At 62.2% G+C, this 16,428-nt stretch carries 10 protein-coding genes and 1 pseudogene; 6 read left to right on the top strand and 5 right to left on the bottom strand.

The annotated features are described in order from the left end of the window. The first annotated feature begins 67 nt into the window (after positions 1–67). Positions 68–958 (top strand): HEPN domain-containing protein, encoded by an 891-nt coding sequence (locus HGK27_RS23285; protein ID WP_206245267.1) that lies wholly within the window; start codon positions 68–70, stop codon positions 956–958. 52 nt (positions 959–1,010) lie between these two features. Beyond that, positions 1,011–1,475: a hypothetical protein gene (locus HGK27_RS23280; protein WP_206245266.1), complete on the top strand. Its 465-nt coding sequence runs from the start codon at positions 1,011–1,013 to the stop codon at positions 1,473–1,475. A 158-nt stretch (positions 1,476–1,633) separates the two neighbouring features. Here HGK27_RS23280 and HGK27_RS23275 read toward each other — a convergent pair. Together HGK27_RS23275 and HGK27_RS23270 are read right to left on the bottom strand one after the other, a co-directional pair. Continuing rightward, positions 1,634–1,930 (bottom strand): annotated as a pseudogene (locus tag HGK27_RS23275) (transposase); the annotation flags it as partial. 332 nt (positions 1,931–2,262) lie between these two features. Beyond that, positions 2,263–2,643 (bottom strand): DUF4031 domain-containing protein, encoded by a 381-nt coding sequence (locus HGK27_RS23270; protein ID WP_206245265.1) that lies wholly within the window; start codon positions 2,641–2,643, stop codon positions 2,263–2,265. A gap of 62 nt (positions 2,644–2,705) precedes the next feature. Between HGK27_RS23270 and HGK27_RS23265 the strand changes: the two genes are divergently transcribed. Next, positions 2,706–3,320 (top strand): HD domain-containing protein, encoded by a 615-nt coding sequence (locus HGK27_RS23265; protein ID WP_206245264.1) that lies wholly within the window; start codon positions 2,706–2,708, stop codon positions 3,318–3,320. Positions 3,321–3,374: 54 nt separating this feature from the next. Here HGK27_RS23265 and HGK27_RS23260 read toward each other — a convergent pair whose 3' ends face one another. Continuing rightward, a complete protein-coding gene (locus tag HGK27_RS23260) occupies positions 3,375–4,940 on the bottom strand; it encodes a phospholipase D-like domain-containing protein (RefSeq protein ID WP_206245263.1) in 1,566 nt (521 codons plus the stop codon). Between the two features lie 239 nt (positions 4,941–5,179). On the opposite strand from HGK27_RS23260, the gene HGK27_RS23255 reads away from it, so the two are divergent. Further along, positions 5,180–6,607, top strand: a complete 1,428-nt coding sequence (locus HGK27_RS23255; protein ID WP_206245262.1) for an APC family permease — start codon at positions 5,180–5,182, stop codon at positions 6,605–6,607. Between the two features lie 3 nt (positions 6,608–6,610). Here HGK27_RS23255 and HGK27_RS23250 read toward each other — a convergent pair whose 3' ends face one another. Then, the gene (locus HGK27_RS23250; RefSeq protein WP_206245261.1) at positions 6,611–7,684 is read right to left on the bottom strand and encodes an extracellular catalytic domain type 1 short-chain-length polyhydroxyalkanoate depolymerase; all 1,074 of its coding nucleotides are present in this window, start codon (positions 7,682–7,684) and stop codon (positions 6,611–6,613) included. A 520-nt stretch (positions 7,685–8,204) separates the two neighbouring features. On the opposite strand from HGK27_RS23250, the gene HGK27_RS23245 reads away from it, so the two are divergent. Further along, the gene (locus HGK27_RS23245; RefSeq protein WP_206245260.1) at positions 8,205–13,874 is read left to right on the top strand and encodes a hypothetical protein; all 5,670 of its coding nucleotides are present in this window, start codon (positions 8,205–8,207) and stop codon (positions 13,872–13,874) included. Between the two features lie 217 nt (positions 13,875–14,091). On the opposite strand, the gene HGK27_RS23240 is transcribed toward HGK27_RS23245, so the two are convergent. Then, positions 14,092–14,472 (bottom strand): YigZ family protein, encoded by a 381-nt coding sequence (locus HGK27_RS23240; protein WP_206245259.1) that lies wholly within the window; start codon positions 14,470–14,472, stop codon positions 14,092–14,094. Between the two features lie 294 nt (positions 14,473–14,766). Between HGK27_RS23240 and HGK27_RS23235 the strand changes: the two genes are divergently transcribed. Continuing rightward, entirely contained in the window at positions 14,767–16,428 is a 1,662-nt protein-coding gene (locus tag HGK27_RS23235) for a ShlB/FhaC/HecB family hemolysin secretion/activation protein (RefSeq protein ID WP_206245258.1), read from the top strand.

The raw sequence follows: 16,428 nt of genomic DNA, 5'->3' as shown, positions 1-16,428 counted from the left end.
GCGGCCTTGCCCGGCTCCCGTGTCGGGCAAGGTTGCGCAAAGCCGTTGAATTGCTAGGATTCGATCCATGCGCACGGAACTCGACCATCTCCCGGCCAAAAAGCAGCGCGAGCTGGCCCATATCGTGCGCGTGCTCTTCGAGGAATTCGAGGCGGCCCATGCCACCGGCACCCAGAAATGGAAGAAGCAGGGGCGGCTCTTCAAGATCGTGCTTTACGGTAGCTATGCGCGCGGCACCTGGGTCGATGATCCGATAGGGGGCTACAAATCTGACTATGATATCCTGATCGTGGTCAGTGATGAGCGGCTGACGGAGTTTGAATTCTGGTCGGCGGCGGAATCGCGGCTGATGCGTGACATGACGATCTTCAACACCCTGTCGGCGCCGGTCAATCTGATCGTCCATTCGCTGACGGATGTGAACTACCAGTTGGAGCGCGGGCGGCCCTTCTTCATCGACATCGTGCGCGATGGTATCGCCCTCTATGATGAGGAGGGTTTCTGCTTTGCCCAACCACGCCATCTGCCCGAACCAGAGGCCAAGGTTGAGGCGCAGGGGCATTTCGACGAGTGGTTTGCCACTGCGACCGACTTTCTCAAGCAAGCGGTTTTCGCGATTGAGAATGGCAGATCAAAGATCGCGGCTTTCGAATTGCATCAATCGACCGAGCGTTTCTACCATTGCACGCTGCTGGTGCTGAACCTCTACTCGCCCAAATCTCACAAGCTCAACTTCTTGCGCTCGCATGCCGAGGAGGTCGCGCCTGAATTGATCGCGGCTTGGCCACGCGATGAACGCATGAGCCGTCGCTGCTATGAGTTGCTGCGGCAGGCCTACGTGAATGCGCGCTACTCGCCGCATTACGTCATTACTGAAGACGAGCTCCACTATGCCGCTGAGCGCGTGGCGCATTTGCAGCGACTGGTCGAGGAAGTCTGCCGGAAGCGATTGGCTTGATAGCGGATCGTGCTCCCGATCAGCGCCTTCCCCTCACTCTCTGGAGATCGGCATGCGCTATTTCCTCGATACGGAATTCAACGGCTTTGGTGGTGAACTGATTTCCATCGCGCTGGTGCCCGAGGATGAAGCCAGACCGCATTTCTATGAGGCGGTCACCTGCCGGGAGCCAACGCCTTGGGTTACGGAAAACGTCTTGCCAGTGCTGGAGGTGAAGCCCCGCAGTCGGGCCGAGGTGGCCAAACGCTTCGCCCGTTACCTTCATAATGATGAGGCGCCTTTGCTGGTGGCCGACTGGCCGGAAGACATTGCGCATGCATCGCGCCTGCTGATCACCGGTCCCGGCATGATGATGCCCGTGCGCGGTTTGCGCTTCGAACTGTTCGATCCCGACCTCATCATTGCGGGGGGAGAGCATCCTTCAGCGGTGCCGCACAATGCCCGGCACGATGCAGCCGCCTTGCGTGCGAAGATTCTTGCCCATGAGGTATGGGAGGCTTCCTTCCTCAAGGGGTGAAGAGGGAAACCTCCGATGGGGGGTGCTCCGCAGGCCTTTGCCCGGCAATCAAAGTCGGCCTTAGCCATCCCGGTCCGCCGCGAATGTCCGCTGCCCGAGTCGTGTCCGTCAATGTGGTGTAAAATCGGGTGTGGCCAGCGGGCAGCATTTTCAGGCGGCCTTGGGTGTAATCTGTCGCGGCTGAAGCTCCTCGATCGTTGGTGTGGCAAGGGCGGCCATGCACTCGATTTGCATGTAGCGGTGAGTGTGCCGAGCCGGGTATCGAGGCTGCGGTCGCGGCAGCCATTGCGCCAGATCGTCCGGTCGCCGGATCGTTCACGGCGGCCAGCACCGACCAGGCCGTCAACGTCGGCTTCGATGATGAGCTGCAAAACGCTCTCTGCGATCGTGCGCAGAAAATCTCCATCTCCGGTCTTCGCCATCAGTTCGGCAAGCGGTAGTCTGTCGTCGATCATCGGGATCAACTCCTCGGTGGGCGTGTGAAGTGTGGTAACTCCACCTTACCGATGAGCCCGGTAGCCACCGAGATCGAAATCGCCAGGGGTGGGGCATGCCCCACCCCTGGCGATCACCTCAGTCTGCACCAGAAATTACACCACGAGCGCGGAGGCTAACCCATCAAAGTGGATGGGCTGGGGTGGAGCATATCTGGAACTTCCGAGGCGGTATACCGGATAAAAGTGTTGAAAAACATAACGCTACGAGCTGTTTTGGGACGCTCTGAGAGAGGCGTTGGAACGGGTGTATTTTCGGCGTTTGAAAGGAGGGCTACAACCTCCGGAGCCCTTTACCCATTCCAAGCCTGCGGAAACCCCTGCTCCGACAGCCACGCCGGAACGTGAGCCGCTGGCGCGAAGGCGCGGTTCGGATCGGCCAGCTTGTGGATACGTTGCAATTTGTCCGGCCTGCCCTGGATGATCGCCGCCATCGCCACAGTCTGATACTTGTCGCAGGCAATGGCGCCCAGATCGATGGCGTGCCTGCGCCGCTCCTCATCGATGTCGTAATGTGGCCATGACACGCGCATGGTTGCCGGGTCCTGAAACCACCGCTGCTCGATGCCGATGCGTTGAGCCATGGCATGCAGCTCGGCCAGGTCCGGCGAGAACATGTGGCACATTCGCCGCCCGCGCAGCGCGTGGATGGCACTGTCTACATAGACACTCATGCTGCTGCCGATGGTTGCACTGTCATCCCCCTGAACCTAGTCTGGCGGCTGGAGGTCCGCGCATGTCCCACCATCCATCCCTGATCGCCGCATTCGACCGGCTTGACGTGCCTGCCGATCTGCGGGCGCTGATCATCAACCATCACAGCGAGGCACATCGCCACTATCATACGCTCCGTCACATCGACCTTATGCTTCGTCAACTCCCGGTCGATCATGCCCATGCGCCCGAGATGATCGCCGCGACGCTTTTCCATGACATCATCTACGATCCGACCCGTTCCGACAATGAAGAGCTGTCGCTGGCAATGTTCCAGTCCGCCGCAAGCAGGCTCGCAACGCCGAAGCCGCTCGACGAGCCGCTGGTCTTCGCCATGATCCTCGCGACCAAGAGCCATCATTTCCGGGATGACAATCCCGAGGGCGAGGCAATCAATCACCTCCTGAAGGCTGATCTCAGCATCCTTTGGCATCCCGATCCGCAGGTCTATGCATGGTACGCAGCGGGGGTTCGCAAGGAATATGCGTTTGTGCCGGAGGACAGGTTTCAGGCGGCGCGCACAAAGATATTGCAACAGCTTCGCCATGATTTGCTCAACAGCAAGCAAATCACTGACACGGAAACAAAAACCATGACATTGAATATCGCTTGGGAGTTGCGCGGACTCGGCATCTGAAATGACCAGCAGAGATCCTGCTCACCCCGCAAGCACACCGCCATGACGGTCAGCCTATTCCGGCTTACGTCCCCGAACCACCGCCTTGCCAAGCAAGACAGCACCGCCCATCGCCAGCAACGCCAGACCGGCAAAGGCTCCGCCCGAGAGGTTGCCATCCTCACGATGAAGATGGGGACGCAGGCGGCTCAGCAAAGGCTTGCGGCGGGAGAGGGCTTCGAACATCTCGCCCGGCCCTTCCGGATCGAGGATCTTGTTGTCCGCCAGCCACGTCCTCACCGCGTCAAGATCGGGCACCTCATAGGGGCGCAGGGAGCGGCCCTCCCCGCGCAACTGCTCCACCGTTGCGATGAGGGAGCCGGTGCGCTCGATCGTCGTCTCGATGGTCTGGCAATCGGTCCCAAGATGCTCGGCCAGCAAGCTGTTGCGAATGCCGGCAATCGCGTGGACCGCCTGGGTGTTGGCAGGGCGCCCGGCATCGATCACCGCATCGCATTCCGTGTCCAGCCGCAGGGAGCGATTGTTGAAATTCGATGAGCCAACCCGCAGCACCGTGTCATCGATGACGGTCACCTTGGCGTGAACATAGATGGGTTCGCCCTGCGCCGTGAAAGGGTGATACAAGCGCAGACGCCCATGGGGATCGCCTTCCCGCAGGGCTTCCACCAGCCTGGCCCGCGCCGAATCCATGGCGACAGGCTCCAGCCAGCCCTGCGCCGAGGTCGGGTGAACGATGACAAACTCCGGTCCATCCGCTTCGGCCAGGCGCTTCGCGATGGCTTCGGCCACCTTGCGTGAGGCAAAATACTGGCTTTCGGCATAGACCCACCGCTTGGCCCGGGCGATCAGATCGACATAGAGATCCTCGATTTCATGGCTGGGCTGCTGATCCGCCATGTCGGGGACGGTGCGGGCGATGCCCACCTCGACATTGAGGAAATCAGCCTCGGTCTCATCCGGCCAGCAATCCGCGCCCTGTGCAACCGGCGCGATCCTGTCGCCGCCCGAGATTGTCCAGCGTTCACGGCACATGTCGCCCAGCGCCGCCGCGACAGGGCCTTGCAGCAAGGTGCTGGCATCATGCCATGGACCATAAGCCTTGCCATCGGGATCGACGCGCCGGGCTTCGGTATCCGCGTGCTCACGCGTGTCCCAGCGTCTCGCGGTCATGTCGATGCCGCCGCAAAAGGCCACATCATCATCGATGACAACGACCTTCTGATGATGCGATCCGGCGGGTGGATGATGGGCATCCAGACGAAAATGGATGTTCGGGTCGCGCAGCCATTGCGCGATGCGCAGCAGCGTCTGGCCGTGGAACAGGGTTTTGATGGCGCCTGTATCCCAGCGCAGGATATAGATCTGGAGGCCCGGCGTGCGCCTGACCAGCCAGCTCAGAAACGCCCCGACCCGGTTGGGAGCACCATCGTCGATATCGCCACCAAAACGGATGCGGGCATCGAAATCCCAACCTACGAGCAGGATCTGCTTTTTCGCTTTCAACATCGCCGCGCGGGCCGCCTTGAAATAGTCGTCGGCGTCGATGATGACGCTCGCGCGGGCAGCAGCTTCGACCCGCCAGCAATTGCGGCCTGTTTCAAGCAAGGGCTCTGTCGTCATGGACCATGCATCGCAGGCCGGCGGTGATCTGCCAAGGATAGCATGCATAAAATGAGCTGTTGCGCGGTGAACGGAAGGGCTGACCCTCGGCATCCAGCTTGAAATCGGCGAAAGCGGACCGGAGGAACCGGGCGGGGTGTCTTTTACGCCAACCTTGCGCTACTGGCCGCCGACGGAGCACCAGACCCGGAAACTGGCGCCGCTTTTCAGGGGCGCGGTGGGTCAAGAGGATCATCGACTTGGCAATAACCGCCTATCTCGCTTCGCTCGTGCGAAGCAAACCGATCGCCAGCTACAGCGGCGAGGCCAGGCAGGACCCGGGAGCCGGGCTGACCCGCTCGATCAGCCTGTTCCACCTGATGATGATCGGGGTCGGGTCGACGATCGGCACCGGCATCTTCGTGGCCTTGACCACCGCCGTGCCCGAAGCGGGGCCTGCGGTCACCCTGTCTTTCGTGATCGCGGGCATCGCCGCCACGCTGACCGCTTTGTGCTATGCCGAGCTCGCCTCGGTCGTGCCGGCGGCGGGAAGCTCCTATTCCTACGCCTATGCCACGCTGGGCGAGCTGCCCGCCTTCCTGATCGGCGCCTGTCTGGTGCTTGAATATGGTGTCGCGGCGTCGGCTGTGGCTGTCGGTTGGGGGCAGTATCTCAACGAGCTGTTCCTGATGACCACGGGCTGGCACATTCCCGACGCGCTGGCGCAGCCGCCCGGCGCCGGGGGCATCGTCAACCTGCCGGCGGTCATTCTGGTGGGGCTCTGCCTTGTGCTGCTGCTCAAGGGCACCAGCGAGTCCGCGAAGACCAATTCGATCCTGGTGATGGCCAAACTTGCGGTGCTGGCGCTGTTCGTCGGCATCGCGCTGATGCATGCCGACCCGGCGAACCTGCATCCCTTCGCGCCCAAGGGCATGGGCGGGATCGGTGCCGCGGCCTCCTCGATTTTCTTCTCCTATGTGGGGATCGACACCATCGCGACAGCCGGGGAGGAGGTGGAAAACCCCCATCGAACCCTGCCGCTGGCGATCATCGGCGCCCTTCTCATCGTGACCGTCACCTACATTCTGGTCGCGATCAGCGCCGTGGGCGCGCAGCCATGGACCAAATTCGCCGGGCAAGAGGCTGGCCTTGCCGTTATCCTGCATAACGTCACCGGGGCGCAATGGCCGGCCATCGTGCTGTCGGCGGGGGCGGTCGCCTCGATCATGAGTGTCACGCTGATGTGCATCTTTGGCCAGACGCGTATCCTCTATGCCATGAGCAAGGATGGCCTGTTGCCGGCCGTGTTCCACAAGGTCGATGCCAGGCACCATGTGCCGCGGGAGAACACCTGGATCGTCTCGATCTTCGTGGCGCTGCTTGCCGCGCTCGTTCCGCTCGATGCGCTGGTCAATGCCACCAGCATGGGGACTTTGGTGGCCTTTTGCGCGGTTTCGGCCGGTGTCATCATCCTGCGGCGGACACGCCCCGATCTTGCGCGCGGCTATGGCGTGCCCCTCTATCCGGTGCTGCCGATCGCTAGCGTGGGCATCTGCCTGTTCCTCATCAGTCAGTTGCCGCTCGACACATTTGTGATCTTTGCCGTGTGGCTGGCAGCGGCTGCTGTCATCTATGTCACCTATTCGAACCGTTCATCGAGCCTTGCGCGGATGCATGACACGCCCTGAGGTTCAAGGATCGCTCTTCACAGCTGGCTTCTGTTTGGGGGCCTGTCGCCGTCGCGCAAGAAAGAAGCGGAGCATTTCCTTCGATGCGTCGGGCCCGGCGGGATCGGTGTAGGATCCGCCCGCGTGGCCGCCTGACCATCCATGGCCGCTGCCGTGAATGGTCCAATCCTCAAGCAGGATCTCGCCATGCGCCGATTTGTAGACTTTTCGGGTAAAGTCGCGCCCCTGGGCCGAGGTTCCGGCAAAGGATTGTGACAGGAGCGGTCCGGGCTTCGACCTTTCAAGATTGGCCAGAAACGCGCCCGCGTTGGAAGGATGCACAACGCGATCCTGATCGCCGTGAAACACGATCGTGGGGGGAGGCCGCCTGAGTTTTCCGGAGGGACCCGAAGCCCTCCGCCCGCGCATGGCCGATATGGCCGTTGCCAGCGACCCGATCTGGCCCTGAGCCACCCCGGAGTGGACGCCGATGGCGACAAAGAGGTCGGGATAGGCTGCCCCGGTGATCGCGGCGGCGGCGCCTCCTGCCGAGAGGCCCGCGATGTAGATGCGCGCGGGATTGGCCCGGCTGAGGGCCATGGCATGGCGGGTGAGGGCCGCGATCACCGCAGGTTCTCCGCGCCCACGCTTCTGGTTGTCCGGATTGTGCCAGTTCCAGCACCGGGCAAGGTTCGCGCTCTGGCTCTGCTGGGGGTAGAGGACGATAAAGCCCAAGGCATCGGCCAGCCTGTTCATGCCGGTGCCGATCGCGAAATCGACCGCCGATTGGGAGCAGCCATGCAGCATCACCACCAGCGGCATACGGCGCAATGGCGATCCATGGGGCGTGTAGAGCCTGTAGGCGAGCGTGCCCTGAGGGCAGGTAAACTCCCCGGAGATGAAGCTGCCGGGGGCAGGGCGCGGCGACAGGCTTGCCGATGCTTGGGGCTTGCGGCTGACCTTGGTCTTCGCGCCGCCTTTGCGTTTTGCCGGGCGGGCGGGAGCAAGGCCTCGCTGAGCCGCGAGAACGGCGGAGAGCGGGCGGCCTTTGCGCGCCAGACTTGCGGCTTTCACCAGGGCCTTGAGAAGATCGGTCATGGTGCTCCCGCAAAGCCGGCTCCGCCTCGCCAACGCTTGGCGGGCGCCTTTGATCCTGCAATCATGCTGATCACATCGGATGGCAGCTATAAGAGCGGATGCTTGATCGCGCGGATGGCAAATTCGTCAGCCATTCCGAGCCATCCCGGTTTGATGCTGGGATGAAAAGCGAGAATTTCTGTAAATTTTACAGAATCTTGCTTTCCGGTTTGAACAGGCCGCATTCTGAAATTCCGGCAAGCTGCCCGCGACCATGCCCGATGAGCATGGGAAGCCCTGAATCGGGTGAGCGGTCTTGGTGGGTATGGCGCAATGGGTCGCGACAGATGACCCTCGATGATCGCGCATCCTCTTAACATCTGGTACTTAATTTATGCAATAATTCGGATATTTGATACAAATTCCGTATGACTTTGCCGAAAATATCCGATAGCGATACTGACTACATAGGGTAAACCAGGGGCAATCGGTGATCCATAAAAAGACTGTTCGTCGCTCGAATCGAGCGGCGTTTTTTGGCGTGCAAGTCAGTTTTGTGGCGCTGATTGCCGCCGCTCCGTCGCAATCCTGGGCGCAATGCTCTCCTGATCCGAGCCAGGCCAATAATGCGATCACCTGTTCGGGCAGTGACACCAATGGCTACACCATCACCACCAGCGCCTCGCCGCTGACGGTCAACAGCGACGCCAGCGTGACCAACAATGGCGCAGCGGCGATTGGTGTTTCCATCCCGGCCTCGGGACCATACAGCCCGCGCTATGCCACGATCACCGTCAATGGAACGGTGTCGGCCAACGGCGCTGCGGGGATCAGCGTACAAGCCGGCTCGCTGGGGACGTCCAGCTATGATTATTACGGGACCACCGCCAGCATTCTGGTGGGCGCCACAGGATCGGTCAGCGGCACCTATGGCATCACCGCCGCGCAAACGGCGGGAAACAGCTATGGTGCAGCCTCAGTCTCGCTGGTCAATGCCGGCACCATCAGTGGTTCCAGTGGCGTGGCGCTCTACACTTCGGGCAACAGTGCCTCTTTTTCGTCCATCACGAACCAGGCGACCGGCAAGATCGGAGCGATTCAGGCCAATTCCAGCATCACCAACGCCGGCACGATTGATGGCGGTTCGCTGAGCGCCATCGCTCCGGGCGGCGGTACTGCGGTCTACTACGGCAGCATCACCAACAGCGGCACGATCACCTCGACCAGCAGCGCCGGCACCATCGCCAATTACGTCTATGTAACCAACAGCGGCACGATCACCAACACGGGCAGCGGCATGGCTGTCAATTCGCCCGCGCTGAACATCACCAATCTGGCAGGGGGCACGATCAGCGCGAGCGGCAGCGCCGTGCTGGGCGGGGGCACCAGCACGGCTGCGTTGACCAATTCGGGAACCATCGCCAACACCGGTACGGGCGCGGTCATCGCCGTGAGCGGCAATGGCCTGGCTGTGACCAACAATGCCGGTGGCGTCATCTCCACAGCTGCAGGCAACACCGTGCTGAGCACGACGGCTGGGCTCAATCTCGTCAACAAAGGCTCCATCGTGGGCAATGTGATGGCCGGGAACGGCGTCAGCACCATCGATTCGAGCAGCGGCACGATCACCGGCAACCTTATCCTGGGCAGCGCCAATGACACGCTGATTGCCACACTGAAGAACGGCAGCCTTTACACCGGCATTTCTGGCAGCATCGATGGCGGCGGCGGCACCAACGCGGTTGTGGTGAAGACTTCCACCGACGCCACGCTCTCCTCTGCCGTGGCACTGCCCACCAATTTTTCGGTGCTGGATCTCGCCCCTGCCGGAAACACGACGCTGACACTGGCCAGCACCTATCCGGTGCTTTCCACCATTCTGTTCGATGGCACAGGCACGCTGGACAATCAGGCCACGATTCGTGGTTCGGGCCAGATCCTGGGCCAGCTGAACGGCTATGCGGCGGGCGGCACCTTCAAGAACAGCGGGTCGATCACCAGCGCCACCTCGGGAACCACCGCCGCGGTCAGCATGGTCTCGGGCTCGATCAACAACATCGGCAGCATCTCGGCCACCGGCAATGCGGTGGTGCTGTCAGGCGGCAACACGTTCACCAACAGTGGTACGATCTCGGCCGGAGGGACAGCTGCTTCCGTCTATGTGGGGAGTAATTTCACCAACAGCGGTACGATCAGTTCCACGGGAGGCACGGGCCTGTCGCTGATGTTTTCCTGCACTTGCGGCACGGGCAGCAACAGCGGCGTGATTTCCGGGGCCAGCCTTGGTCTCAACCTGATCGATGGGACTCTGGCGAACACCGGCACCATCAGCGCGTCCAACACCGCGGTCACGCTTGGCAGCTATGCCAGGATCGACAATCAGGCCGGCGGCGTTATCTCCGGCGGTGCTGCCGCGATTACCGTCGCTTACGGCAACTATTTTTCCAATGTCCACAATGCCGGCACCATCAACGGTTCGGTCAACATCACGAATTCCAACTGGTCCAGCCTGAGCATCGGCAACACCTATTATGCGTCGGCGGGCAGCGTGCTCAACGGCAATCTGGTGCTGGGCAATGGCGACCAGCTCGTCACCCCCCTCACTGGCAGCGGCACCAGCGGCTATGCCGGGATCAATGGCACGGTCTATGGCAACAATTCGATACTGCGCTACGACGTAACAGCCGATGCCAGCAGCACGCTGACCACCCATGCCGGTTTCGGCACCACCATCTATCAGGTGGCCAGCGGCACCACGCTGACGCTGGGGACCAATGGGAGCTCGGGCTCGGCGGTTACCCTGGCGGGCAATGGCAATGTGGTGTTGAACGGAACGGTGAACACCACCAACCAGGCAGCCTTGACCTCCACCGCAGTGCTGAATTCGGATTTTACCTCCGCAAACAGCATCTTGACGGTCACCAACAATGGCACGCTGGCCAGCACACGCAGCTCCAGCTCCGGCACGACAGGCACGGTGCTGCTGCCGTCCAGTTACAGCAGCACCGGCTATACCGGCTCCACCTTCATCAACAACGGCACCGTCAGCTTTACTGACACCACTGGTGGCAGCAGCACCTATGCCGCCGTATCCAGCGTGACGGTGGCCAACAATGGCACCATCAATGCCACCGGCGGCACAGCCGTTTCGGCGACCACGCTCAACAACACGGGCAGCATCACCTCCAACGGCGTGGCGGTCTCGACCAGCAATTCCACCACGACCAACAGCGGCACCATCACCAGCACCGCTGGCGCAGCGATCCGCAGTGCCGTGATCTATGGCGGTGGTGACACGCTGATCAATCTTGCCGGCGGAACCATCAATGGTGTCGGTGCGGCTGTGCAGATGAGCAATGCGCTGGTCAGCAACGCAGGCACCATCAACGGCAATGTGGACCTGAGCTATTCGCCTTCCGGCGGTACCGGCTATATCACCAGCGCCTATATCGCCAACGGCGGCACGCTGAACGGCAATCTGACATTTGGCTCTGGCAACGACATACTGATCGAAACGGGGGCCGGTTTCGGTGTGACCGGCACGATCGATGGCGGTGCGGGCACCAACTGGGTCGGCCATCAGCGCAGCGGTACGGCGACGGTCACGCTGGGCAGCACATTGCCCAACACCTTCTCCGGCGAGTTCTCCGTGGCAGCGGGTTCCGCCTCGCAGGTCACGCTGACAGGCCCCAGCGCTTATGCCGGCAATATCTATGTTGGCGGGGATGGCACGATCATCAACCAGCTTGCCACCACTGGCACCGTCTATGGGTTGAATGCATCCGGCATCAGCTATGCGCCTTACCTCAAGACGGAGCTGGCAAGCTTCGTCAACCGGGCCAATGTGGGCGGCGTGTCGCTCAACACGACCAGCTTTGACAATTCGGCCATCATCGGTTCAGCCAGCCTGACAGGCACGGCCTTGTCTGTCGGGACGGCCGGGAGCATGGTCTTCAACAACAGCGGCACGATCATCAACAATGGCAACACGCCGGCCGCATCCCTGTCAGTCACCACCGGCAACAGCACGGTGACCAACAGCGGCACAATCACTGGCGGGCTTATCGCCACGGCCAATTATTTCAGCGTCACGAACACGGCAAACCCTGTGACGCTCGACCTGATCAACAGCGGAACCATCACCGGCAAGGCAACAACAGGCAGCTACAACAATTACGGGCTCACCGCCTATGGCTACAATGTCGCTCGCCTGAGCCTGAACAACAGCGGCACGATCACCAATGGGGTGAACGCCTATGTCACCAACAACAGCCCGGGTGGAGCTTCATTCGACGTCGTCAACAGTGGCACAATCTCCGGCCAGCCCTATGGCTCTCTGGTCGGAACAGCGATCTATGCCACTGGCTATAATCTTGGCCGGTTGAGCGTAACAAACAGCGGCACGATCAACGGCGGGATCTCCCTGAGTGGCGGTGATGTCACTGTGATCAACAATGGGACCATCAACGGCGACATCAGCACAGGGACCGGCAATGCCACGATTGCCATGAACGGCGCTTTTTCCGGCAGCATCTATGCCGGAACCGGCTTCTATGTCGGAACACAGGTCAACACCCTCTCCATCAACGGTGGCAGCCAGAGCGCGCCGGTGGCGTTCAAGTCGATTTATGGCATCAATACGCTGACGCAAACGGGTGGTTTTGCAACCGTCTCGGGCGCCGCGACCTTCGACAGTGCCACGCTGACAGGCGGGCGTCTGGTGGGACTGGCCGGATCCGTGTTGAGTGCCGCCAACTTCACTGTGGGCAGCAATGCCACCTTCGGTTCAGCCGGCACGGTCAAGGGCAATGTCACCGTCAGCGGCACACTCAGCCCCGGTGCGTCGCCGGGCACGATGACGGTGAACGGCAATGTGACGCTGAACAGTGGCTCGACATCGCTGTTCGAAATCACGCCGACAGTGTCTGACAAGCTGGTCGTCAATGGCAAGATGACGATCCAGTCCGGCAGCACCTTGCAGATCGCCGCCTCCTCACCGGTGAAGGTGGGCAGCACGCTCGATCTGATCAGCGCCACAGGCGGGGTGAGCGGCACCTATGACACAGTGACGGGCATGGCTGGCTCGGTTCGTGCACTGGCCAATGGCGATCTGGGTCTGTTGGTCCAGTTTGCCAACCCGGGGAACTACACGCCCCAGGTCCGCAATGCGATCGCCTATCTCAACAACGCCATGGCGGCCAGCAGCGCACCAACTGCCCTGTTCCCGGCCCTCTCCTCCCTGCAGGACAGCAATGCTGCACCGATTGCCTCGGCTTTCGCGCAGCTGACGCCCGAGCCCTATGCCGATGCCATGCAGATCGGCACGGAAACCGCTTTGTCGCTGTCGAGTGCGGCGCGTTCGCTCGGTGAGGGTGAAACCAGCGGGGCAACCCATCTTTTTGGCTTCGGTCAGATGTTGGGCAGCCTTCGCCAGTTTGCCAGCAATGAGGAGCAGGGCGTCAGCCATGCTTCGATCAACGGTTTTGGCGTGCTGGGCGGCTTGGGTGTGGCCGGGGCCGATTATGCCTTCTCCGCCTATGTCGGATGGGTCGATCAGATGCAGTCCATCGCCGCGCTGGGCGCATCGACCAAGGCGCGCGGGGTCGTGGGCGGCGTCGCTGCGCGGTTCGGCGGCGCCACGCGCCTAACCTTGGCGGTCAATTATGACAATGCCCATGCGCTGACTCGGCGTTATGTCCCGGATGCCGGCACGATCTCGACCAGCTATGCTTTGCCGAGCTGGTCCTTTGATGCCTCGATCAGCCATGCCGTGCCCCTGGGGGATGGCTGGGTGGTGCGGCCGCAAATTGGCACGACCTGGGTGAGGACCAGCCATGACGCCATCGCCGAGGTCAGCGCTCACCCCTTTGCGTTGAACGTGCAGGCGGCGGATATGACTCAGGGCTTTATCGATGCAGGGTTGGGTTTCGAAACCGCGCCTGATGCAAAGGGCCCATGGCGGCGCTTCCTGACGCTGGGCGCGCGCTATCGGGCTCAGGGCGATGGCACCATGGCCACTGCGGCGCTGGCGGGCTATTCGCCCACGCTGACAGCCTTGGGTGTGGGGCGTAACCGCTTGGACGCCACCATTGCGGCAGGTGTGGAATACCGGTTGGCACCGGGCGCAAGCCTGTTTTTCAACGCTTCTGGCGAGTTGGGTAAGGCCGGCAAACGTGAAAGCGCAACCGCGGGTCTGCGCTTCCGGCTCTGACAGGAGAGGCGGAGAGGGCATCATGCCCTTTCCCCTCAGAACCATCCAGCTTGAACAAATGTCGGGCTGCGCCCAGAGGCGATAAGCGCTTGATCCTGAACGCGTTCGTTAAGCGCCGAAAACCACACTGACTTGAGCAGGGGCAATCAGGCCGCACTGGCGCATTAAGGCCTGCCGCCATTGCTTCAGGGCCGCGAGAGCCCCACTGCGCTGCTCGTTACAGCCCGGATCGCATGGGTGCGCTGCCAGCAGTTTCAGCAAGATAGGCCATGACCGCATCGCGGACATGCCTGAAACGGTCGCCTCCCAGATGCTTGCCGCCATACCAGCGTGTGACCACGACAAGATGGTTGGAGAGACCCTCGCGCTCAAGAATCTTGAGGATGATGTTGCCGGCACCAGATTCGCCGTCATCGTCCTTGAGCGGCCCCGATGCGGCGATCAGCCCCCAGCTGTGATGCGTTGCCTTGGCAAATTTTTTGCTTCGCGCTTTTAGCTGCGCGATCAGCTCTCTGGCTTCGTCCAGATCCGCGCAGGGTGATCCTGAAACGGCATATTTGGAGCCTCGGTCGCTGATAATGTGGTCAAGTGTGAACATGTTCTTCCGATAGGGGCTATCTTGCAGGGAGCCCTGGGCGGGGATTATCCTGTCGGCAATGGGTTGGCGAGCCTTTGATGGCTGCCGGAGGCGTCTGCATCCAACATGGACGGGCCGCCCAAAGGTGCGCCAAGCCTCATCCATCAGAGAAAACACGGTCACATGCTTAAAGAGGCCTCAACAGCCGCCTGATACATCTGCGGATCAGCATCGACAGCGCGATCCACAGAGAGAAATTTGCCAGCGGCCACAGTCTCGAAAGCCCGGACAGGCTGTCGTACCATAGGGTTAACCGTGCCCTTGTTCGCGGGTCTGGCCCATGTGCCCATGGCTGCCGCGCAGGTGGCGCCCAGTCAGGTGACACCCCGAGACATCGCCCCGCCGCCGCCGGTTCAGCCGCAAGCGCCTCTGATCACGCCCGATGCCTCGGCCCCGGCGGACCATGCGATGGATCGTGGCGCTGACCTTCCGGTCGATCCGGGCCCCCTCGATCTGGAAGGCGCCTTTCCGGAGATGGCCGCGGCCAACAGCAGTTTTGCCCGCCAGATCGCGCTGAGGCCCATGACGGTGGGCGGGCTTTTCGCGGCGGCGCGCCAGCTGGAACAGGCCTATGCGCGCCACGGCTATATTCTGGCGCGGGTCACGATTCCGCCGCAACAGCTTGCCCCGGGCCGCCCCTTGCGCGTCGTCATCACCGATGGCTTTATCGAGGCGGTGGATGTCTCCGCCCTGTCGCCTGCCCATCGGGGCCTGGTGCTGGCGCGGCTGCGCGCATTGGTGGGCCGCCGCCATATCACGCAGAGCGACATCGAGCGCGCCCTGCTGCTGGCCGCCGATCTGCCCGGCGCCCATCTGCGCAGCGCCCTGACACGTGGTGATCAGACCGGCGGCGCCCGGCTCATCGTGGAAGGCCGGTTTGACCGCTTCAACGGCGCTCTCGGTCTCGACAACACGCTGCCTGCCTCATTGGGCACATGGGCGGTGAATGCCAGCCTCGCGGCCAATGATCTGCTGGGGCTGGGCGACCAGCTCTATGCCTTTGCCGGAGCGCAACCGGCGCTGGGCCGCTACGGCTTCCCCCATGGCCCCTTCGGCGTGCTGGGCGGCGGCCTGACCGTGCCGCTGGGCCGGGGTGGGGTGACGCTCAACGGCGAGGCCGTGATCTCGCGCACCCAGCCCACGCCGCCGCCCGGCGTGCCGGTCACCGTGGGTAATTTCACCCGCCTGCAAATGCGTCTGACGGTGCCGGTGGTGCGGACGCGCCGCGAAACGCTGCGGCTGACCGGCACCTTCGCCGCCATCCGGCAGAGCTTGCGCGCGCCCGATTTCGACCTCACCCTCAACCGCGACAGCTATCGTGCGCTGCGCATCGGGGGCGAATGGCAATATCAGCTGCCGGGCGTCCAGACCGGGCTGGAAATCACCCTGTCGCATGGGCTGGACGGGCGCGATGGGACGCAGTCCTTGCCATTGTCACGGCAGGGCGCGGACAGCCATTTCTCCACGCTGGCCTCCACGGCGCGGGTTGGTGTGGGCTCGGCTCAGGGCTTGCATCTTCATCTTGTTGCGCGCGGGCAGGATGCCTTTGGCCAGCCCCAGATGCTCTCCGAACAGTTCACGCTGGATGGGCCGGAGGCGGCCTCGACCCTCCCCTCGGGCAGCGCCAGCGTCGATCAGGGGCTGACCCTGCGCGCCGAGGTTGGCCATATGCTCCCGCCCATTGTGCGTGGCGCGGCCATTGAACATTACCTCTTCGCGGCTCAGGGCTGGGGCTGGCTCAATGCGGCCAGCGCGGTGGAGCCGCGTTTCACCACGCTTCACGCCTTCGGCATGGGCGCGCGCTTCGCCCTCACCGGCAAGCCAGGCGCCAGCCTGAAAGTCGAACTGGGCATGACCGGTGGCCATGCCCGCCCCGACGGCGCGCGGGTCAATGTCTCCACAGCGGTGAGGTTCTGA

It is taken from the genome of Novosphingobium terrae (assembly GCF_017163935.1).
Taxonomy (GTDB): domain Bacteria; phylum Pseudomonadota; class Alphaproteobacteria; order Sphingomonadales; family Sphingomonadaceae; genus Novosphingobium; species Novosphingobium terrae.
The sequence above is the reverse complement of the archived record's forward strand: the minus strand, read 5'-3'. Positions and strand labels throughout refer to the sequence as shown.